Origin of the sequence: Paraburkholderia sp., assembly GCF_035656215.1 — a bacterium.
Classification (GTDB): domain Bacteria; phylum Pseudomonadota; class Gammaproteobacteria; order Burkholderiales; family Burkholderiaceae; genus Paraburkholderia.
The window spans coordinates 1-20,616 of record NZ_DASRSY010000028.1 but is presented as its reverse complement, the minus strand read 5'-3'; the positions used below and the strand labels follow the sequence as shown (position 1 = coordinate 20,616).

Genomic DNA, 20,616 nt, shown 5'->3' with positions numbered 1-20,616 from the left:
CGGCGCCCAGCACGGCGATTTTTTCGTTACCCATATTCACGTCCAATCAGAATTCAAGCGCGATCTGGCTATACACCGGATCGTTGAATGTTTCGTCCATCGCTTTCGAAAACGGCGTCGCCTTGATGTGGAAGATGCCTTCCCAATCGATCACCTCGAATTCGTCGCCGGCGGTCAGTGCTTTCAACTGATCCGCAGTAAACGGCGGATTCTTGTCGAAGAGCGCGTAGACCTTCAGCAGCGCATAGAAAAGACCGTAGGGAATCCGCACAATGGCGCACCCTGCGCGTGTTGCCCGCTTGATCTGGCGAATGATATCGATGTAATCGACCCGTTCAAGCCCGGTAATATTGAACGCCTGCCCGCTGATGCGCGACTCGATACAACTGATGATCACGTTGCAGAAATCACCCGCGTACAGCGGTTGACGCATGTAACGGCCGCTGCCGGGAATCGGGAAAACAGGCACGCGCTGCATGAAGCGCGAAAGCCAGCCAAGATGCTTTCTGTCGAACCAGCCGAACATCAGCGTCGGGCGCAACACGACACACTCAATGCCCGATGCGTGCACGATCTCTTCCTGCTTCTTCTTGGTGTCGGTGTAAAAATCGTCCCCGACGGAATTCACGACGGACGAACTGATGTGCACTGTATAAGGCACCTTGTACTGCTTGATCGCGTCGAGCGCTCGCTCCGTTGACGTGATGTTGTTGCGAATAAAGGGCTCAATGGTCGGACCGCCAATCTGCGCCTGCAACATCACGACCACATCCGCTCCGTCGAAATACCGGGACCAGTCGCCGGGTTCGGCGAGATCGGCATATTCGATCGTGATGTCGGGATGCACGCCTCTTAACACTTCGAGATTGGCGCGATGTTTGTCCAGCACCACAAGGTTCGTGTAGCCGCGCTGTTTGAGTCGGGCCACGAGGTTCTGGCCAACCAGACCTGCACCGCCGGGGAGAATTATGCGTGTATCGTTCATTGATCTGTCGTTGATGCTAATCGTCGGATGGCCTGCGGCCCAGCTTCGACCGTGCGTAATCCGACATTGTAAACGGTGCCTGAAGGCTGCCCCTCCATCTCGGTGGCTCGCTTCAAGTCGGAGACCCTGACGCTACTGCGCGCCAGCCATGGCGCTGATTACAACGACGCCCTCTTAAACAAGAACCCCGGTACCGATCGAATGATCAACATGATCCCCGACCAGAACCACGGCGTATAAATCGAATCCTTCTTCTTCTCGACCGCACGAACGATATCGTTCGCGACACGCTCAGGCGTGGCGACTAGCGGTCCAGGGAGCGGCATACCGGCCGTCATCGGCGTATCCACGAACCCCGGCTTGATCGTCAGCACATGCACGCCCGACTTGAACAGCCTCGCGCGCAAGCCTTCACAGAACGTTGACACCGCAGCCTTCGCCGTGCCGTAGACGTAGTTCGAAGGCCGGCCCCGATCCCCTGCCACCGACGAAATCACCGCAATCACACCGGTCCTCGCGCTTTCCATGACGTTAGCCAACGGGGTCAGCAACGCAATGACAGACAATCCATTGGTGGAAAGCTCACGCAACGCGACCTTCACATCCTGTTCGCAGGCCTTCTGATCGGACAAGGTTCCGTGCGCGATCAACGCGACATCGATACCGCCAAGCGTACCCACGCATGCATCGAGCATCGCCTGATGAGCATCGAAGTCGTTCATGTCCAGCACGTGGCTCCTCGCCGCCTTGGCACCGCGCGCCACGAGATCCGCGCCAATCTGTTCCAGGCGTTCCGCCTGCCGCCCGACGAGAAACAACGTCGCGCCTTCGGACGCCCAACGGCGCGCACAGGCGATGGCAATTGCGGAAGTCGCACCGACTATCAGGACTTTTTTCATGTTTGTGTTGTTCGTTGCCAAAAACGGGACATCAGCGCGGGATCGCGCAATGCCTCCAACTGATGCCACGCCGGATACGCGAGCTGGAAATCGCTCGCCGACATATGCGCGTCCTTCGCCGGGTACAAGCGTCCGCCGGCTTCCCGGACAATCGCGTCGAGGCGCTCGAACAGCCGACGATTGCTTTCATCGTGCTGCGGAAAATCCAGTGCGAGCGACGCCCCTTCCATCGGAAAAGACAACAGGCCCGGCGAGATCGCATCGCCGCAGCGCTTGAGCACGGCGAGAAACGAGCCCGTACCGCTTTCCCCTATTGCCTCCAGAATTGCGTGCATGGCGTCGCGGGAGTTAACCTGGGGCAGCACGCACTGATACTGTTGAAACCCACGCTTGCCGTAAATCCGGTGCCATTCGAGCAGGCTATCGAGCGGATAAAAGTAACTGTCGTAATCGACTTCGGTTTGCACCATTTTCTGTTGCTGACGGTTGTAGTACAGCACATTGAATGCGCGGAGCGTCAGCGGATTGATCAGCGAGATCGGCGGCGTGACCGGCACGGCGCGCTTCTTCTTGACCGGAAGTTGCAGACCGCCCCGCTCCGCATGATCGCCAACCATGAAGATGCCACGTCCGAGCGATGATCCGCGGCTCAGGCAATCGATCCATGCCACGCTGTATTCGTGCTTGCTATCGAGCTCTTCCGACAACGCAAAAAATTCGTCGAGGTTGCCAAAGCGGATGCTCGTCACCGAGACGCGGCTCGAGCGAATCGGCATCAACTGAATTTCCACCCAAGAGATCACACCGGTGAGCCCGAGGCCACCGATCGTTGCGGCGAAGAACTCAGCATTCTCGTCCGCTGAGCATTCAAACGCCTCGCGCTCCGAGCGCAACAACGCAAAGCGGCGTACGTGACGGCCGAACGTGCCTCGCACGTGATGGTTCTTGCCATGCACGTCGTTAGCTACTGCGCCGCCCAGTGTTACGTACTTTGTGCCGGGCGTGACCGGCAGCATCCAGCCACGTGGAACCGCTATTTGCAAAATGTCGTCGAGCGTCGCCCCAGCCTCCGCACGCACCACGCCAGTTTGCCAGTCAGCCGCGATAAAGCGATCGAGCGGCCGCGTATGCACAACCTGATCACTCGCAGCGAGACAACTATCGCCGTAGCTACGGCCATTGCCATAGGCCAGCGTCGTGCCATTGGCGCCGGCAACCTGCGCCAGGACCGGTTGCAGGCGGTCGCGCCACTGCACGGGATGACCCGCCTGTGGGTGATCTGGGTAACGCCCCCAAGACTTGAGCGGCTTCGTCATATGGCGAACCAGAACACCAGCCCCATCAGCGCGACGGTCAACAAACTCGTGCGGTCTTTGGCAGCGAACACCACCGGGTCGTCATGCATCAGCCCACGGTGCGTGATGAGCCATGTGCGGCTGATCCAGTAGAGCAACAACGGACAGGCCAGCCAGATCACCTGCGGATGGCTGTAGAGATGCGTCGTCTTCGAGTCCTGAATGTAGAGCGCGAGCACCAGCACCGAAAGATAACCGGAGGCGGCGCCGAGCGACGAGATCATCGGCAGGTCGTCGGCTACGTAGCCGCGGCCGCGCGCTTTCGCACCACCTGCTGCACGCGTCGCATGTAATTCGGCATAGCGCTTCACCAACGCGAGGCTCAAAAACAGAAACATCGAGAAGCCCAGCAACCAGAACGTCAGCGTCATCCGGAACGCCGCGGTACCGGCGATGATGCGCGCGGTGTAGAGCATCGCCAGCACCACGACGTCGAGAATCACGCGGCGTTTGAGCAGAAACGAATACAACATCGTCAGGACGTAATAGCCTGCAAGCACAGCAGCAAACCGCCACGGCAGCCAGATCAGCGCGCCCGCGAACGCACCGATCGCGAGGACCGGAAACGCCGCCATGCCCCAGATGATCGACAACGAACCCGAGGCGAACGGACGTCGCCGTTTGGTCGGATGATGCCGGTCGTCGTCGAGATCGAGCAGGTCATTGAGCAGATAGACGCTCGACGCGCAGAGACCAAACAGCACGAACGCGAGCACGCCACACAGGTCGAGGTCCAGCGACGACACTTGATGCGACGCCAACAACGGAATGAAGATCAGCAGGTTCTTGAGCCACTGATGCATGCGCAGCGCTTTGATCCACACACGGAATGGGTTCTTGCGGGTCTGCAGCACGCTCTCGACGTTGCCGATTTTCTGGACGCGCCGTTCTACGCCGGGCGAGGGATTCACGACATAGGCGCGCTCAGCCGCTTCCCATACCGCGATATCGTCGTGTGAGTTGCCGGCGTAATCGAAACCCTTGTTGCCGAATTCGCGAACCAGCGCATCACGCTTGCGGCCTGACGACAGATTGACCTTGCCATCGGTGGCAAGCGTCTTGTCGAACAAGCCAAGATGCCCGGAGATCGCCTCGGCGTAGCGGGCGTCGCTGGCAGTCGCAAGCACCAGCGAGCGACCGGCTGCACGCTCGCGCTTGAGCCACTCGATCACTTTCGGGTCATAGGGCAAGGTCGCGACGTCAACGTGCGTAGCTGCGGCAAGCTTTGCCTTGAGATGCGCCTTGCCGCCCTGGACAATCCAGACCAGCGGACGATAAAAGCGCAACGGGTTCGCCTTCAGATAGGCAAAACCCGTCTCGATCAGCATATCCGATCGTATCAGCGTGCCGTCCAGATCTACGGCCAGTGTTTTCCATTGCATTTCGCTAATCCTTCCCCTCGCCGCGTCACGCGACTTCCCGGTATAGCGCACTATATGCTTTGCCAAGCGCCACGCCCGAAAACAGCGTTTCGTATCGCTCACGAGCGGCGCTTCCCATAGCCGCCGCTACCGCATCGTCGCTCAGCAGCACATTCATTGCGCCAGCCAGTTCTTTTGATTGTTCCGGTGAGACGACAAAACCCGTCACACCATGTTGATTGACGTAGGACGTTCCGGATCCCACCTCGCAGCACACCATCGGCTTAGCGAACATAGCGGCTTCGGCTAGCACCATGCCGAACGCTTCAGAGCGCAAGTGCGACGGCAGCACCATCGCGCGGCATCCCTTGAGCAGGGCGACCTTTTCTTCGTGCGTCACCTGTCCGGCAAAAACGACGTTAGTCGCGCCCATTTGCAGCGCCAACGCCGCCAGGCGCTCCCGTTCCGGACCGGAGCCCGCAATCACGATTTTCGCATTCACATGGCTTGCTGCTTCGATCAGCGTGTGCAGGCCCTTGTAATAGCGCAACACGCCGAGCGCGAGAAAATACGGTTCGCCGGCTTCAAGGCCGAGACGGTTCGCGATGTCGCGTTGCGCATCCACGGAATGCGGCTCGTCGCGGTAATCGATGATGCCAAGCGGAATGGTCTTCAACCGTTCCTTCGTTACGCATTCCGTCAGCGCCTCGCTGGTCTGCGCATAGGCAGGTGAGGTTGCAACCACCGCGGACATGCTGCGCAGCGTCCGCCGCATCAACGGCCCGTAGACGGCGCCTAGCGCCTTCTGCCGCACGATATCCGAGTGATATGTCATCACTGTTGGCTTTTTCGTTCGGCCCAGCAGATGCAGTACGTCCGCGAACGGCCACGGAAAGTGGAAATGCACGACGTCGGCCCAGTCCGCCATCTGCCGATACTTCATTAACGCGCCCGGTCCGCCCAGATCGCACGACGCAGGCGCCGCCCAGGATTTCGCGCGTACGACGCGTCCCTCGGGATAGTCGATCTCGCTTGGATCGGGTGTCGGCGACAAAGTCAGAATGTGTGGCTCGACACCGCACTCGCGTGTCGACAGCGCGATCTGACGAATCGCTTCCTGCAAGCCACCTGGCGGATCGGGGAAATAGGTGCGGTAAACATGAACCACTTTCACGTGCGCACCTCCGCGCCGTGGTGCTGTTGCGCATTGCCGCTGCCCGATTCACGGCCTTTGAAAGTGATCTGTAGCATCTTGTCCAGCCGGCGCTCCCACGTGTTGTCGCCCACCGCCGCCCGCGCCTCATCCGCGCTCAGCTTGCCGCGTGCAAGCTGTATCTCGATTGCAGCGACAAAGGCCTCGCGGTCGCCCCCTACTTCAAGACCCGCACGCGGCTCTTTTGCAAAGTCCAACGGGGTCGACACCACCGGCAAGCCCGCCGCGAGGAATTCATAAAACTTCATGGGAAACATCGAACGGGTGTATTCGTTCAGCAAAGTCGGCAGCACGCCGACCTGCATGCCGCGCATATAGCGCGGCAAAGTCTGATAGCTGCGATAGCCGAGCAGATGCACGTTCTGCAAGCGCGCCAGTTGCGCGAGCAATTCGCTGCGCTGTCCTTCACGCTCCTCGCCGATGATGACCCATTGCCACTGCGGCCGGGCCTGCGCGGTCTGCAACAGCAGCGGAAAGTCGACCTTGAAGTCGGACAGCACGCCGTGATACACCAGCCGCGGCTCCGGAATCGCGGCAAGCTCGGGCGGTAGCGCCCCTTCTGCACGCGCCTCGCCGAAGTGCGCTTCGTCCACCACGTTGCCGAAAAAATGCGTGTTGGAGTTAAACGGCTGGCACGTTTCCTTCAACGACATTGCCGTCGTGAAGACTGCTTCGCAGCGCGCGACCAACGCTTGCTGCGCATTGCGGAACGCATCCACGTCGACACCGGGAATCGCTGCGATATCGTCGACGCAGTGATACACGAGCGGCCCGCGAGGCAGCGTCGCAATCGCGTCGAGCATGTACGGGTGATAGGTCCAGACAACAGGATCCCTGAAGCGCCGCGACTTCGCGAAACGGGTCACGGAAAAGCGCAGCAACGTCTGATTCAGCGAGCGCACGAACGGCAGGTGATGCCCGGCCGGCACCATCAACGGCGACAGCACCCAGATGTTCTCAGCACGCCGCGGCGGCCCGAGTACGAGCGATTGCACGCCACGCCACAGACGACGCCATAAGCGGGCCCAGTCACGGCCGCTGCCGACCTTAGGCGAACGGAAACCGACGCTCTCCACGTAAAGCACCCGCCAGCCGCGTGCGGCCAGAATGCTCGCCGTATGCTGCTTGTTCGTCCAATACGGTTCATCCCAATCGGCGGTCGAAAACAATATGCAGTCCCGCGCAGCAAACGCCGTGTCCTTGCCCTCAACCACTGAACACCTCGACCGGCCGACCCAGCAGACTGTCGAGAATACGCTGCGAGGCCAGCCCGTCACCGTAAGGGTTCGCGCGATTACGCAGCGCCTCGCGGCGCGCCGGATCGTCGAGCCAGCCAATTACCGCGCGTTCGATGCTATCCGACGCCTGACCGGCCAGCGTGGCAAAACCTGCATCGACGCCTTCGCGGCGCTCGGTGTGATTGCGCATCACGACCACCGGCACGCCGAAGGTCGGTGCTTCTTCCTGAATGCCACCGGAGTCGCTAACGACCACCGCGCTGCCGCTGATCAGATAGAGACTGGTCGGGTAATCGACCGGCTCGATCAAGGCGAGATTGGGGATGCCGTTCAGTTCGCGCAGCACAGGTTCGCGCACGGCCGGATTCAGGTGCACCGGGAAAATCCAGCGGTAACCGCTATAGCGCTGGCACAGGTCACGCAGCACTCGACAAATGTCCTGCAACACGTCACCGAAGTTTTCGCGCCGATGACAGGTAACGAGGATGTGCTGCTGCTCGGCGCCCGTCCATGGCGGCAGTGGACTTTGCGGCGGCGTCGCGTCCCAGCTCCGGCGCACTGCGGCAATCGCATCCACCACCGTATTGCCGGTAACGACGATTTTTTCCGCGGCAACGCCTTCGCTCAACAAGTTTTCGCGGGCAAGCTCCGTTGGCGCGAAATGCAGCGTGGTGATGCGGCTCAGCAGGCTGCGACTCGCTTCTTCGGGGAACGGGCTCTTGAGATCACCAGTGCGCAATCCGGCTTCGACGTGGCCCACGGGAATGCCGCGATGAAAGGCCGCGAGACCCGCGCAAAATGCCGTCGTCGTATCGCCTTGCACGATCACCCAGTCGGGGCGCACCTGCTCCAGCGCCCGATCGAGCGCGGACAAAAGCCGCGCGGACAATGCATTCAGCGATTGCCCGGGACTCATCGTATCGAGCGTAATGTCCGGTTCGATGCCGAAGAATTCGAGCGCCTGCGCAGCCATGTCCTTGTGCTGACCGCTCGCGCAGACGATGGTGTCGACTTCGGCGCGCAAGGCCCGCACCACTGGCGCCAGCTTGATGACCTCGGGCCGCGTGCCCATTACCACCATGACTTTCATTGCAATCGCCCCCCCGACTCGACTTGCTCAAGGGCGCCCCGAAACTCGACGCCGAGCGAATAGGGAACGGCCCTGCCGGTAAATGTCAGGACACGGAACCCGTTGTCGTCTTCGATCAACTGTACCTGCGACTTGAATTTGAGAAAATCGAGCGCGCCGGCCTCTGTCATGAAAACCGGCTTTTGCGCACGGCCACGAATGTACTCGATGAACTGCTCGTGTGCTTCAATGCGCGACGCTTCGTCAGTCCAACCATATTGATAGCGCGGCGAAAACGGATGATCGAGATAACCGAACAGCGTGCGCGTGTCGTACGCGAGATCGAAAGCACGCTTGAATACGGCAAGGGGGTCGCCGGCGGCGAGCATGCAATCGCCGTGCAGCATGCATTGCTGGCTGTGGCCGACGAAGCCCTCCGGCAGGCCGGCAAGCGTTCCGCCTCGCGCTAGCACGAACTCCGGATCGTTGCGAATGATGCCGCCGATGCAACCTTCATAGCCGGCGTCGGCCAGTGCACGCAACGCATACGGCGGCGACTGGTGAAACGGCGACACCGCATAACGCACCGGATTGCCCGTCACGATCTGCAGCGCTTGCGCCGATTGACGACCTTCTTCGAGCGCGGCTTCGTAGCTGCCGCCCCAGTTGGGCGCGTGGGTCGCCGTATGAGAAAGCACCGCGCCCTGCCCCTGGTCCACCAGCAGCTCCCACAAGATCGGGTGCTCCTCAGGCCGAGTCAGATTCTGCGTATGGACCGCGAGCGTAAACGGCACGCCGAGGCGCTTGTAGGCTTGCCACAACGGACGGGCTGCTTCGACGCTTTCGTCGCAATCGAGTCGCGAAGTAATCGCTGCGTCGTAACCCCATGGAATCTCGCTCAACACAGGCTGACACGGCAGTACTTGCGCGCGATAGCCTGACAGGAAGTTCTCGACGATGCGCCATTCGAACGAATCGCATGTGCCAACAGGTCGGTTGATCCACAGTATGCTTGTTGCGTCGATGTCCCAAAGCGCCGCGTAAGAGAAACGACGCTCACCGCCGACGTGCACCGACGCCAATTCCACGTCACTTGCTACCTGTCCCGCTTGCGCGACCGCCCAGATCGAGCCGTCGTGCCGAATGCGCCCATAGCCGAGGTTGTTCCATTCATCCGTGAAATCGAAGCGCTCGAAGGGCCGGTCCCACGTTTGGCCGCCCAATGCTTCCGCCAGATGCGAATAACGCACCACCGCGTGGCTCTCTCTCAATTCACGCGACGGCGCGGCTTCGCTGCGACTGTCGGCCTCCAGTTCCGGCGGCCAGTCTACCGGTTCATAGTTTAGATCCCGCGCGAGTGCAGACGGCACGCGACCGAAGAGAACCAGCTTGCGAGGCTGAACGCGCAGCCATTCGAGCAGGTCTGCGCCCCACTCTTCCGGCACATCGACTGCAACGACTACAGCCGGCGCGACAGAGCGCAAAGCGCTACGCGAAATCGGCTGTGCTTGAGTCACGCTGACGGACCGCCGCACGGCGGCCAGTACGTATTGGCCAGCCGCCGCGGAAGCGTCCGCGAACAGAACGCCAATCATGCGCTCACCACATGACGAAACTTGGCGCGACTGCCGACGCGCACCAGATCGTCATGCCCGACGAAGGCAATCGTAAAAGCATCCTGCCAATAGTGGCGCAGCTTGCTGGTTGTTTCGTCCGGATTTGCCCAAGGCTCGAGCACGATGCGCAATGTCGGCGGCGTGGTCCGCAGATCGATCTGAAACTCCTGAATGCCACCGACCCGATGATCGAGCATGTCCTGGATATGGTGCGTGGGATGTGCTACTCCGTTGATCGGCACGACATCATGAATCCGCCCGACGACATCCGTTAGGAAAAAGCCTTTCGCGGTTTCCTCCACGCGCGCAAGATCACCTGTCGCGTAGCGGATCAACGGCATCAGCCGGTTGCGGAAACCGGAGAACACAAGTTCATGCGCACCATCGGGATTGCCTTCCGACACGCGGCTTTCCGGCCACCCTTCGGATTCGAGAATCTGAAAGCCACCTTCGTGGCCATCGAGTTCGTAGGCCATCACGCCGAGTTCGGCGAGACCGTAGCGATCGATCACCCGACAATGCAACGCCGACTCAATCACTTCGCGCGCGTGCGGTTCGAGCAATTCGCCGCTCGACTCGAACACCTGGAATGCGTTGCCGCCGCCATACTTGCGCTGCACGTAACAAGCGAGCGCATACATAGTCGACGGGTGCGAATGCGCCAGATAGGGCTTGCGCCGCTTGAGCGTCTGCCACATCTCCTCAAGGCCTTCGTCGTCGATGCGATCGAAGAAGATGTTGCTTCGATTCATCGCGAAGCATTTGAAGTCTTCGCGTGACGGCCATTCAGGAATCGCCTGATCCGGGAAACGACAAGCAAAATGAAGTTCAGAGCGGTGGCGCAATTTGCCGATGCGCTCGCGGGCGTAGAACGTGACTGCCGATGAATAGTCGGCGCCGTCCTGATCGTAGTAGATCGTGCACGACAGGCCTGTCGACCCGCCGGTTTTGCAGACGTGATGCCGCGTTTGTTCAAGCGGCGCCGAATATAGTCGTGCGCCGTGCTCGCGGATAACGTCTTTGGTCAGGTAAGGAAGCTCTTCCAGATAACGCGGGTCTTGCTTGACCTTCGTTGGATCGAATTGCTTCGCCTGAAATAGATCGCGGTAATACGGCACCTGCGCGCCAGAGAATTCGAGCATGTCGGCCAAACGCTCTAGCGCGATGCGGCGGCGCTCCGGCATCGGCAACGCATAGTGCTGGCGCAACTCTTCGATTTTCGGGCGCACGCTGCGCTTTTCTCGGCTCTCGGCGATCGGATAGGCGATGTAGCCACCCGCAAAGCCCTTGAGCGTGCGAAACGGCTGTCGCACGAGCAAAGATTCGGAATATCGCAGAAATGGATGATTAGCTCGCATGAGATTCGAACCTTGTTGCACCTGTGTGGCCTGCTCCGATTGCACTGCGCAGAACCGCACAAGCTTTCGGCATTACTGTTTGGATTAGGCGCGCAGCCTCGACAGAGACGCAGCGGCCGGCGCCGTATCGCCGTTTAAACGCATACAGCGGGCGGTGTTGCAGCCATAAGACCGCGACCAACCGCCCGTCGTCGGATCAGTGCGGCAATTGCGCTGAGTGGCTGACCAGCGGTTCCGCGTCAGGCTCCGGCGCGACGATCGGCTCGTCGGAGATCATCTTGCCGTGCTCCATGGAAATCTTGCGGTTACAGACCCGCGCTACCAGTTTCGGATCGTGCGAAGCAACGACCAACACTGACGCCTTGCCGACAAGGCTCTCGAGACGCTCGGCCGCTTTAATGCTGAACTCCGCATCACCCACGCTCAGCCACTCGTCCATGATCAGAATGTCGGCCTCGACGCTCGTCGAAATGGCGAACGCGAGACGCAGCATCATCCCGCTCGAATAAGTGCGCACCGGAAGATTCAGGTAGTCGCCCAATTGGCTGAAATCGGCGATTTCGTCGATCTTGCCGCGGACGCGCGCCGGCTTCAGGCCGTCCAGAATGCCACGCAGATAGATGTTTTCGAAGCCTGTTGCGTCCGGGTCTAGCCCCATCGACACATCCAGCAGCGAAGCAATCTTGCCGTTCACCTTGAGCTCGCCGCGCACAGGCGCGTACACGCCGGACAGCGTACGCAACAGGGTCGTCTTGCCTGACCCGTTGTGGCCGATCAGACCCACGCGGTCGCCTTCGGTAAAGCTGAAGCTAAGGTCGTCGAGTGCTCTGACGATCGCATGCCGACCGGCATCCTGGCCGATGCGGCCACCCGTCGTGAGATTGAGCACCGCTTTTTTCAGCGAGCGATGGGAGTTCTCGTAAATCGGAAATTCGACGGAGATGTTACGAGCAACAATCGAGGAAGAACTCACGGTATCAAAGCCAATAAGGAACGCGATTACGAAAACGCTGCATCAGGAATTGCGCGAAGGCAAAACCCACTACCAACAAACCGATCGACCACGCCCAAGATTCCCAGTGGATCGGCCGGCCGGTCAACGGAGCGCGAACCGTTTCGATCAGGTGATAAAGCGGATTGTATTCAGCGACCCATGCACGGCTCTTCAGGATTTCCGGCGACCACATGACGGGCGTGAAAAAGAACACGACCTGAACCAGATTCGTGACGATTGGCGGAATATCGCGAAAGCGTGCACACAGGACGCCGAGCGTCACACCGAGCCATACGCCATGCAACAGCAGCAACGCCAGACCGAACGGCACCAGCAAGATTTCCCAGCCCGGCCATTTGCCGAACGCCAGCAACAGCACGACGACCACGGGCAAGCTGTGCAGCATGATCACGAAGTTGCGCCAAGCAATCCGGCATACGTGGATCGTTAGCGGCAGACGTATCTGTTTGATCAGATACGCCGAACCGATGAAGGCCATACACCCTTCGTTAGCCACCGAGGCCAGATACGCCCACACCACCAGCCCGACCGAAAGGTACGGCAGGTAGTCGGAGATTTCCTGATGCAGCAGCGTCGAGTACAGCGCGCCGAGCACCAGTACCATGATGATAGTGCTCAACGTAAACCAGAACGGACCGATTACCGAACGGCGATACCGTTGCCGGATGTCGTGCCACCCCAGCGTGCCCCATACCCGCACCGACTTCATCCCGACGATCAGATCGTCGTTCTGAGTGTGCCGGGTCAGGTCTTCCGTATCATTGACAAAACTAATATCCATCTCAAGTACGTCCGTAAATGTCTTCAAAGCGAACGATGTCGTCTTCGCCTAGATATTCGCCGCTCTGCACTTCGATCATCACGAGCTCGACCACGCCCGGGTTCTCGAGGCGATGTTTGTGACCCGCCGGGATGTAGGTCGACTCATTGGTCGAAACGAACAACTCCTTCTCTCCGTTCACGACCTTGGCCATGCCGCTCACCACGACCCAATGCTCGTTGCGGTGATGATGCATCTGCAAGCTGAGACTTCCGCCCGGCTTGACCTCGATGCGTTTGATCTTGAAGCGAGGGCCCTCTTCAAGCACCGAATACGTCCCCCAGGGCCGGTGCACCGTGCGATGCACCTTGTACGTTTCGTGACCACGCGACTTGAGCTCGGCAAAAATCTGCTTTACGTCCTGCGCCCGGTCTTTGTCCGCGATGAGCAGCGCGTCCGGCGTATCGATCACGATCAGGTTCTCGACGCCCACTGCGCCGATCAACCGGTCACCGCCACGCAAATAGCAATTCTTGACGTCGAGCAGCAGCGCTTCGCCTTCCACTCGATTACCGCTGCCGTCCGCCGGCGAAAGATCGCTTAGCGCGGTCCACGAACCGACGTCCGTCCAGCCGATGTCGCAGCGAACCACTGCGGCCTGCTCGCACTTCTCCATCACCGCATAGTCGAACGACTCGTCCGGCACCGCGCCAAAAGAGCCCGGCTCGAGACGAACCTGCGCACCGTCCTTACCCGCAGCGGAAGGCGACTTCTCCATGCACTCGGCAGCCGCGCTGAGAATCTCAGGACAGTGCTGCTTCATTTCCTTCAGGATCGTGCCCGCGGTGAAGCAGAACATGCCCGAGTTCCACACGAACTTCCCCGAGGCGAGATACTCGCGGGCCTTTTCGAGCGACGGCTTCTCGACGAAACGCACCACCTTGTCGCCATCCGCCTCGATGTAGCCATAGCCTGTTTCAGGCGTCTCCGGATGCACGCCGAAGGTCACCACCTTGCCCGCCAGTGCAAGCTTTTGCGCAGCTGCGACAGCCATGCCGAACGCCTGCTGGTCGGTAATCAGGTGATCGGCGGCCAGCACCAGCATGACCGTTTGATCGCCGTGCACTTTCGCCGTATGCAACGCCGCCGTGGCAACCGCTGCAGCCGTATTGCGCCCGAACGGTTCGAGAATGAACGAGGTTGCACAGCCTTTCGCGTTCACTTCGCGGAAATCGTCTTCGGTCTTGAAGAACAGATCGCGGTTCGTTACCGTGAGCACTTCCTTCACGCCCGGCAGTGCCACCGCGCGCAAGAACGCCTTTTGCAGCAAGCTTTCGCCATCCGCAAGGCGGATGAACGGTTTCGGGTGCGACTCGCGCGAGACCGGCCATAGTCTCGAACCCGCCCCGCCACAAAGAATGATCGGTAACAAACTCACAGAGTCCTCTCAGTACCGTATTTATTACGGAAGTGCCATGACCACGAATAGTCAGCACAACCCAGAAAATCAATGGGCTGTGCGACGATCGCGCGCCCTGAACGTTAACGCGCCAGGCCCAATTTCAGGGCCGGCGCGAGCCTTCCAGACTGACCGATATTCTACCCCCGCCCCCTTTCACTATCGTCAGACAGCTAAGGCGCTACGCCGCTTGGCGAGCTTCGCGCGGGGGCGCGTGCTATGCGTTAAGAACGGGCTGCGGGCGACCGTCGAAAAGCGTCGATCAGGCACAGCTTCAGGGCATCGCGCCAATGCGGCGCGGCAAGCCCGAACACCTGTGCCAGCTTCTCGTTCGACATGCGTGAATTGAACGGACGCTTTGCCGGCGTCGGATAGTCGGAAGCGGGAATCGGCAGCGCTTGCGGCCGGTTCGGTAAGTCCGCGAGATCGAAAATGGCCGACGCGAAGCCGTGCCACGAAGTCGCATCGCCGGCGCACAGGTGATAGATGCCCGAGCGCTCGCTCCACCACGTGGCGCTGTCTTCCGCGGCAAAAGCCTGTGCACTCAGATGCGCCGTCAGCGTCGCGATCGTATTGCTCCAGGTCGGCGCGCCGAACTGGTCGGCAACGACCTTCAACTCGGGCCGATCGGCGCCGAGCCGCAGCATCGTGAGCAGAAAATTCTTGCCGCGGGTGCCGTAGACCCAACTCGTACGGAGCACCAGATGATTCACGCCGGTCGCGGCGATCGCCTGCTCACCCGCAAGCTTGGTACGTCCATACACATTCTGCGGATCCGTAGGATCGTCTTCGGCGTAGGCACCGTCTTTCTCGCCGTTGAACACGTAATCGGTCGAATAGTGAATCAACGCTGCACCGAGCTTTTTCGCCTCTTCGGCCAGCACGCCGGGCGCTTCGCCATTGATGCGCATGGCGAGATCGAATTCCTCTTCTGCCTTGTCGACCGCGGTGTAGGCCGCGGGGTTGACGATCAGCGCAGGCCGCACGTCTCGAACAACGGCGCGGACCTGATCCAGATTGGACAGATCCAGCGTGGCGCGGTCAACCGCGACCACGTTGCCGAGCCCTTGCAACGTACGCGCGAGCTCGAAGCCAACCTGGCCATTTACACCGGTGACGAGAATCGTCTGCCTGGCATCATGTGCGCTCATGCGGCAACCCCTCACGCGAAGTGTTCAGCATCGGCAAGACGCTTACCCGCCGCGTCTTTCGCAGCCAGCAACGGCTCGAAGTCGATCGGCCATTCAATGCCAATCTCCGGATCGTTCCAGACAAGGCTGCGCTCATGCTCAGGGAACCAGTAGTCCGTGGTCTTATAGAGAAACTGCGCCGATTCTGACAACACACAGAAACCGTGCGCAAAACCCGGCGGCACCCACAACTGCCGATGGTTCTCGACCGACAGTGTCACACCAACCCACTTGCCGAAATTCGGCGAGCTCTTGCGGATGTCGACAGCAACATCAAACACTTCCCCTTCAACCACACGCACGAGCTTGCCCTGCGCATGCTGAATCTGATAATGCAGGCCGCGCAGCACGCCTTTCGCGGAGCGCGAATGGTTGTCCTGCACGAACTCGACGCCCCGTTCGACCTGCTCGGCAAACTCGAGCGCATTGAAGCTTTCGAAGAAAAAGCCCCGGGCGTCGCCGAATACTTTCGGCTCGATAATCTTGACTTCAGGCAGCGCGGTAGCGGTTACTTGGATGGCCATGCAACGTGGTCCGTAAGAAGGTTTTGCAGATACTTGCCGTACGCGTTCTTCGCGAGCGGCTTGGCCAGCGCAAGCAGTTGCTCACCGTCGATCCATTCCTGCCGGTAAGCGATCTCTTCCGGACACGCAACCACCAGACCCTGGCGCTTTTGCAGCGTCGCGATGAACGTCGCCGCTTCGATCAGCGAATCGTGCGTGCCCGTGTCGAGCCACGCATAGCCACGCCCCATGATTTCGACATTGAGTGCGGCGTTGGCCAGATAACGCGAGTTGACGTCGGTAATTTCGAGCTCGCCACGCGGCGACGGCTTGATGTCCGCCGCGATATCGCAGACCTGCTTGTCGTAAAAATACAAGCCGGTAACAGCGTAGTGCGAGCGCGGCTTGGCCGGCTTCTCTTCGATCGACAGCGCGCGGAACTGCTTGTCGAATTCGACGACGCCGTAACGCTCCGGATCGTGCACGTGATACGCGAATACCGTAGCGCCTTCATCTTTCTCGTAGGCACGTTCGAGCTGCTTCGCAAGATCGTGGCCGTAGAAGATGTTGTCGCCGAGAATCAGTGCCGACGGATCGTTGCCCACAAAGTCACGGCCGATAATGAACGCCTGCGCAAGTCCATCCGGCGAAGGCTGCACCGCGTACTGGATGTTCATGCCCCACTGGCTGCCGTCGCCGAGCATGGCTTCGAAACGCGGCGTATCTTGCGGCGTGGAGATGATCAGTACGTCACGAATACCCGCCACCATCAACGTGGACAGCGGGTAGTAGATCATCGGTTTGTCGTAGACCGGCAGCAACTGCTTGGAGACGACATGCGTGATCGGATACAGGCGGGTGCCCGATCCGCCCGCGAGAATAATGCCTTTGCGCGCCATGCCGTGCCCTTACGCGCGCTGCGCGTAGTTAGTCTCAACCCACTTCCGATACTCACCCGAAGCGACTTCGTCAGACCACACCTGATTGTCCAGATACCACTGAACCGTCTTGGCAAGACCGGTCTCGAACGTCTCAGCCGGCTTCCAGCCGAGCTCGCGCTCGAGCTTGCGGGCGTCGATCGCATAACGACGGTCGTGACCCGGACGATCCTTCACGTAAGTGATCTGATCGCGGTACGAAGCGCCCGCCTTCGGACGCAACTGGTCGAGCAGGTCGCACAGCGTATGCACGACGTCGAGGTTCTTCTTTTCGTTCCAGCCGCCGATGTTGTACGTCTCGCCCGGCGTGCCGCGCGCGAGCACTTCGCGGATCGCGCTGCAATGGTCGCCCACATACAACCAGTCGCGCACGTTCTGACCGTCGCCATACACCGGCAGCGCCTTGCCGCCGAGCGCGTTGGCGATCATCAGCGGAATCAGCTTTTCGGGGAACTGATACGGGCCGTAGTTGTTCGAGCAGTTCGTGGTGAGCACCGGCAGACCATACGTGTGATGGTAGGCGCGCACCAGATGGTCGGAACCCGCCTTGGTGGCCGAATAGGGGCTATTCGGCGCGTACGGCGTGGTTTCGGAGAATTGCGGATCGGTAGCGGACAGCGAGCCGAACACTTCGTCGGTCGAGACGTGCAGGAAACGGAACGCGGCTTGGTCGACCTCGCCGAGCGCATTCCAGTACTGACGGGTGGCTTCGAGCAATGTGAAAGTGCCAACCACGTTGGTCTGCACAAAATCCGCCGGGCCATGGATTGAACGGTCCACATGGCTTTCAGCGGCAAAATGCAGCACGGCACGCGGCTTGTGCTCGGCGAAAAGCGCGTCGAGCGCGGCACGATCGCAGATATCGGCTCGCACGAACACATGCCGGGGATTGGCCTGTTGCGACTTGAGCGTACCCAGATTGCCCGCATAGGTCAGCTTGTCCACATTCAGCACCGCTTCGTCCGACGCATCGAGCCAGTCGAGCACGAAATTGGCGCCGATAAAGCCGGCACCGCCCGTTACCAGAATCATGAAATTCCCTTCTAGATGTTGGTGGCAGATCGGAATTACTTCGCCGATCTACGCACCTCGCGTTGTGGTATCCGATTCTTGTCAACGCCTGCCGCCGCCCCTTGCACAGCGGGCAGGCGCTCAAACGCCAATCTTATGAAGCCCTGATTATAAAGCCGCCCGGAGCAAAAACTAGAACCCTAACAACTTGAAACAGCTTGACAGGTTTGGTTTCCGTTCATTACTGAGGGGCTAGTTTGACGGCGAGCGTCGCCTCCAGAGGGGACCGGCGCAAGGGGGATGAACCGGCTGGCCACTTAGGCCGGCAGCCCCGTTGTGGCGCCGGCCGAGCGGACTTACCACGCAAAATAACGGCAGATGCGAGCAGATACCGCCGATTGCGTCAGTTAAGCCGCCAACATCCAGCGCAGCGTATCCATGAACGGAATCGACTCGACCTTCGGCACCAGCGAGCGCAGCTTGGCCGGCGACCCGGCCAGCATCTTCACGTCGGTTTGTCGTACGAAAGCAGGATTGATCTGAATCTCGAGTTCATGCCCGGTCAGTTCGCTCGCCGCCGACAGAATCTCCCGCAGCGTATAGGGTGTGCCGGTACAGACGTTGACCGTTTCAGCGGCGGCCGTCGAATCGAGCAAAGCCTCGTAGGCGCTCGCCACGTAGCGCACGTCCGAGAAATCACGCGCCACGTCGATATTGCCCAACTCGATAGCAGGTTCACGCCGCGCGAAATGCTCGACGATCTTCGGCACGAGGAAATTCGATGCCTGGCCGCGGCCTGTGTAGTTGAACGGCCGCACGATCAGAATCGGCAGTCGGTCGAACCAGGTCCGCACCATCGTTTCCATGGCCGCCTTGCTGGCGGCATAGTGGTTCACCGGCGTGACCGGGAAGGTTTCGTCGATGGCATCGCTGGTGACATTGCCGTAAACATTCGCGCTGCTCGCAATCAACAGCTTGCGCGGCGTATGGCCAACAGCCGCACAGGCCTCCAGCAGATTCAGCGTGCCGATCACGTTGACGCGGTAGAAGTCGAGCGGATCGTTATGACCCACGAAGCTGATCGCCGCCAGATGCACAATGTAGTCGGGCCGCGCCGTTTCGATCACACGGCGGCAAGCGTCGGGCGAGGTGATGTCGAGCCGCAGCCGCGTCGGCGTTTCCGGCTCGTCGCGGCCGCCCACCGTCTCGATCACGGTATAGCCGCGGCCAAGCAGGTTCTCCACCAGATAGCGGCCGGTAAAGCCACTCGCCCCGGTAACGAGGGTGCGAATAGGTTGCTTCGCATGGGCAGACGACATGCTTTCTCCGTTCACGAGGATCTTCCTGTTGTAGTGCAATAATGCACCCGCCCCCGGCGGGCGTGCTGGCTAGTGGCCTCTGACGGCGCAATGCCCGATATGAGTGCTTCAAACCGGATATTATGTCACGCTAGCATGTTGCACCGCCCAACGCGGCACGTCTCGTGCGTACCTGCGTGTATCGATTTGCACCGACTCCCCGATGACAGCACCTACAGCCTTCACTTCCCCGACCCAGCCGCACCCGCTACCGCTTGCCTTCGGCGACCTGCAAGGCTGCCGCACGCCGTTCCAGCAGTTGCTGGCTAAGGCCGCGCCGACCGAAGGCACGCCGCTGTGGTTCGCGGGCGACCTGATCAACCGCGGGTCCGAATCGCTCGCCACGCTGCGTGACATCATCGCGCTGGGCGATCGCGCGGTGCCGGTGCTGGGTAACCACGACCTGCATTTATTGTCGGTGTCGGCGGGAATTCGTAAGTCAAAGAAAGGCGACACGATCGACGACATTCTCGCCGCGCCGGACGCCGCCGAGCTGCTCGAATGGGTCCGCCGCCGTCCGCTCGCGCATTTCGACAACGGCATGCTGATGGTGCACGCGGGCGTTTTGCCGCAATGGGACGCCGCCCTGACGATGGAACTCGCCGACGAACTGCAGCGGGCTTTGCGCGCGCCGAACTGGAAGGAAACGCTCGCGGGACTCTACGGCAACGAGCCGAATCGCTGGACGCCTGACATCAAAGGCATCGAGCGGCTGCGCCTGACGTGCAGTGCATTGACGCGCATCCGCTTCTGCAATGCCGAAGGCGCGATGGATTTCAGCAGCAGCGGCGGCTTGAATTCCGCGCCGCCGGGCAGCATGCCGTGGTTCGACGTGCCGTCGCGCAAAACTGCGGACGTCACCGTGGTGTTCGGCCATTGGGCCGCGCTTGGCCTGACCTTGCGCGACAACCTGATCGGCCTGGATTCCGGGTGCGTGTGGGGCGAGAAACTTTCCGCCGTGCGTCTTGCGCAAAATCCCGCGGACCGCACGCTGACGCAAGTTGACTGTGAAACTTGCCGCGCGCCAGGCGGCGGTAACTAAGCTGCCCCGTTAAGCCGACCGGCCGGACTGATCGACGGGTTCGATCAGCGCCGGTGCGGCGTTGGAGGCGTCAGACGCACTCGGCGATGAAATCGACGCCGCGATCGCAGCACCTGACTTTGTCATACCGGCCTGCATCTCCCGCAACGCCGCCGCAATCACCCCTTCCGCCTCCGCCGCCAGCGTGCGCCTATCCGCACCCGGCGCAAGCGGCGCGCCGACATACACGTGCGCGGTCAACGGACC

General features: G+C 60.5%; 18 protein-coding genes and 1 pseudogene. 1 reads left to right on the top strand and 18 read right to left on the bottom strand.

The window, feature by feature from the left end:
• Nucleotides 1-46 precede the first annotated feature (46 nt).
• The 17 genes from VFE81_RS01525 to VFE81_RS01445 all read right to left on the bottom strand — a co-directional run bounded on the left by VFE81_RS01525 (nucleotide 47) and on the right by VFE81_RS01445 (nucleotide 19,289).
• Nucleotides 47-985, bottom strand: a complete 939-nt coding sequence (locus VFE81_RS01525) for an NAD-dependent epimerase/dehydratase family protein (RefSeq protein ID WP_325042905.1) — start codon at nucleotides 983-985, stop codon at nucleotides 47-49.
• Nucleotides 986-1,143: 158 nt separating this feature from the next.
• Nucleotides 1,144-1,884, bottom strand: coding sequence for an SDR family oxidoreductase (locus tag VFE81_RS01520; RefSeq protein ID WP_325042904.1), 741 nt, complete (start codon nucleotides 1,882-1,884; stop codon nucleotides 1,144-1,146).
• Nucleotides 1,881-3,200: an FAD-binding oxidoreductase gene (locus tag VFE81_RS01515; RefSeq protein ID WP_325042903.1), complete on the bottom strand. Its 1,320-nt coding sequence runs from the start codon at nucleotides 3,198-3,200 to the stop codon at nucleotides 1,881-1,883. The genes VFE81_RS01520 and VFE81_RS01515 overlap by 4 nt, the downstream gene beginning before the upstream one ends.
• A complete protein-coding gene (locus VFE81_RS01510; RefSeq protein WP_325042902.1) occupies nucleotides 3,197-4,621 on the bottom strand; it encodes a UbiA family prenyltransferase in 1,425 nt (474 codons plus the stop codon). Before VFE81_RS01510 ends, VFE81_RS01515 begins: the two co-directional genes overlap by 4 nt.
• Before the next feature lie 25 nt (nucleotides 4,622-4,646).
• Nucleotides 4,647-5,774, bottom strand: a complete 1,128-nt coding sequence (locus tag VFE81_RS01505) for a glycosyltransferase (RefSeq protein ID WP_325042901.1) — start codon at nucleotides 5,772-5,774, stop codon at nucleotides 4,647-4,649.
• Nucleotides 5,771-7,027, bottom strand: coding sequence for a glycosyltransferase (locus VFE81_RS01500; protein WP_325042900.1), 1,257 nt, complete (start codon nucleotides 7,025-7,027; stop codon nucleotides 5,771-5,773). The genes VFE81_RS01505 and VFE81_RS01500 overlap by 4 nt, the downstream gene beginning before the upstream one ends.
• Nucleotides 7,020-8,141 carry a non-hydrolyzing UDP-N-acetylglucosamine 2-epimerase gene (gene wecB, locus VFE81_RS01495; protein WP_325042899.1) on the bottom strand — a complete coding sequence of 374 codons (1,122 nt, stop codon included), beginning with the start codon at nucleotides 8,139-8,141 and terminating at the stop codon, nucleotides 7,020-7,022. The genes VFE81_RS01500 and wecB overlap by 8 nt, the downstream gene beginning before the upstream one ends.
• A complete protein-coding gene (locus tag VFE81_RS01490) occupies nucleotides 8,138-9,715 on the bottom strand; it encodes a polysaccharide deacetylase family protein (RefSeq protein WP_325042898.1) in 1,578 nt (525 codons plus the stop codon). Before VFE81_RS01490 ends, wecB begins: the two co-directional genes overlap by 4 nt.
• Nucleotides 9,712-11,094, bottom strand: coding sequence for a phenylacetate--CoA ligase family protein (locus VFE81_RS01485; protein WP_325042897.1), 1,383 nt, complete (start codon nucleotides 11,092-11,094; stop codon nucleotides 9,712-9,714). Before VFE81_RS01485 ends, VFE81_RS01490 begins: the two co-directional genes overlap by 4 nt.
• Before the next feature lie 196 nt (nucleotides 11,095-11,290).
• Nucleotides 11,291-12,067 carry an ABC transporter ATP-binding protein gene (locus tag VFE81_RS01480; protein ID WP_325042896.1) on the bottom strand — a complete coding sequence of 259 codons (777 nt, stop codon included), beginning with the start codon at nucleotides 12,065-12,067 and terminating at the stop codon, nucleotides 11,291-11,293.
• 4 nt (nucleotides 12,068-12,071) lie between these two features.
• On the bottom strand, nucleotides 12,072-12,890 hold the full coding sequence (locus tag VFE81_RS01475; protein ID WP_325042895.1) for an ABC transporter permease: 819 nt from the start codon (nucleotides 12,888-12,890) through the stop codon (nucleotides 12,072-12,074).
• 1 nt (nucleotide 12,891) lies between these two features.
• Nucleotides 12,892-14,307: a mannose-1-phosphate guanylyltransferase/mannose-6-phosphate isomerase gene (locus tag VFE81_RS01470; protein ID WP_325042894.1), complete on the bottom strand. Its 1,416-nt coding sequence runs from the start codon at nucleotides 14,305-14,307 to the stop codon at nucleotides 12,892-12,894.
• A gap of 245 nt (nucleotides 14,308-14,552) precedes the next feature.
• Nucleotides 14,553-15,479: a dTDP-4-dehydrorhamnose reductase gene (rfbD, locus tag VFE81_RS01465; protein WP_325042893.1), complete on the bottom strand. Its 927-nt coding sequence runs from the start codon at nucleotides 15,477-15,479 to the stop codon at nucleotides 14,553-14,555.
• An 11-nt stretch (nucleotides 15,480-15,490) separates the two neighbouring features.
• The gene (gene rfbC, locus VFE81_RS01460) at nucleotides 15,491-16,042 is read right to left on the bottom strand and encodes a dTDP-4-dehydrorhamnose 3,5-epimerase (RefSeq protein ID WP_325042892.1); all 552 of its coding nucleotides are present in this window, start codon (nucleotides 16,040-16,042) and stop codon (nucleotides 15,491-15,493) included.
• Entirely contained in the window at nucleotides 16,027-16,920 is an 894-nt protein-coding gene (gene rfbA, locus VFE81_RS01455; protein ID WP_325042891.1) for a glucose-1-phosphate thymidylyltransferase RfbA, read from the bottom strand. The genes rfbC and rfbA overlap by 16 nt, the downstream gene beginning before the upstream one ends.
• 9 nt (nucleotides 16,921-16,929) lie before the next feature.
• Nucleotides 16,930-17,991, bottom strand: coding sequence for a dTDP-glucose 4,6-dehydratase (gene rfbB, locus VFE81_RS01450; protein WP_325042890.1), 1,062 nt, complete (start codon nucleotides 17,989-17,991; stop codon nucleotides 16,930-16,932).
• 386 nt (nucleotides 17,992-18,377) lie between these two features.
• Nucleotides 18,378-19,289, bottom strand: a complete 912-nt coding sequence (locus VFE81_RS01445) for a GDP-mannose 4,6-dehydratase (RefSeq protein ID WP_325042889.1) — start codon at nucleotides 19,287-19,289, stop codon at nucleotides 18,378-18,380.
• 202 nt (nucleotides 19,290-19,491) lie between these two features.
• Here VFE81_RS01445 and VFE81_RS01440 point away from each other — a divergent pair, with 202 nt between their 5' ends.
• A complete protein-coding gene (locus tag VFE81_RS01440) occupies nucleotides 19,492-20,370 on the top strand; it encodes a symmetrical bis(5'-nucleosyl)-tetraphosphatase (RefSeq protein ID WP_325042888.1) in 879 nt (292 codons plus the stop codon).
• Between the two features lie 9 nt (nucleotides 20,371-20,379).
• Here VFE81_RS01440 and VFE81_RS01435 read toward each other — a convergent pair.
• A pseudogene (locus VFE81_RS01435) lies at nucleotides 20,380-20,616 on the bottom strand (1-acyl-sn-glycerol-3-phosphate acyltransferase); the annotation flags it as partial.

Bases quoted from the DNA above. Each gene is read 5' to 3' on its own strand.
- rfbA (WP_325042891.1), bottom strand. From the start codon at position 16,920: ATGGCGCGCAAAGGCATTATTCTCGCGGGCGGATCGGGCACCCGCCTG.
- VFE81_RS01525 (WP_325042905.1), bottom strand. From the start codon at position 985: ATGAACGATACACGCATAATTCTCCCCGGCGGTGCAGGTCTGGTTGGC.
- VFE81_RS01520 (WP_325042904.1), bottom strand. From the start codon at position 1,884: ATGAAAAAAGTCCTGATAGTCGGTGCGACTTCCGCAATTGCCATCGCC.
- rfbB (WP_325042890.1), bottom strand. From the start codon at position 17,991: ATGATTCTGGTAACGGGCGGTGCCGGCTTTATCGGCGCCAATTTCGTG.
- VFE81_RS01490 (WP_325042898.1), bottom strand. From the start codon at position 9,715: ATGATTGGCGTTCTGTTCGCGGACGCTTCCGCGGCGGCTGGCCAATAC.
- rfbD (WP_325042893.1), bottom strand. From the start codon at position 15,479: ATGAGCGCACATGATGCCAGGCAGACGATTCTCGTCACCGGTGTAAAT.
- VFE81_RS01485 (WP_325042897.1), bottom strand. From the start codon at position 11,094: ATGCGAGCTAATCATCCATTTCTGCGATATTCCGAATCTTTGCTCGTG.
- VFE81_RS01510 (WP_325042902.1), bottom strand. From the start codon at position 4,621: ATGCAATGGAAAACACTGGCCGTAGATCTGGACGGCACGCTGATACGA.
- VFE81_RS01515 (WP_325042903.1), bottom strand. From the start codon at position 3,200: ATGACGAAGCCGCTCAAGTCTTGGGGGCGTTACCCAGATCACCCACAG.
- wecB (WP_325042899.1), bottom strand. From the start codon at position 8,141: ATGAAAGTCATGGTGGTAATGGGCACGCGGCCCGAGGTCATCAAGCTG.
- rfbC (WP_325042892.1), bottom strand. From the start codon at position 16,042: ATGGCCATCCAAGTAACCGCTACCGCGCTGCCTGAAGTCAAGATTATC.
- VFE81_RS01445 (WP_325042889.1), bottom strand. From the start codon at position 19,289: ATGTCGTCTGCCCATGCGAAGCAACCTATTCGCACCCTCGTTACCGGG.
- VFE81_RS01440 (WP_325042888.1), top strand. From the start codon at position 19,492: ATGACAGCACCTACAGCCTTCACTTCCCCGACCCAGCCGCACCCGCTA.
- VFE81_RS01475 (WP_325042895.1), bottom strand. From the start codon at position 12,890: ATGGATATTAGTTTTGTCAATGATACGGAAGACCTGACCCGGCACACT.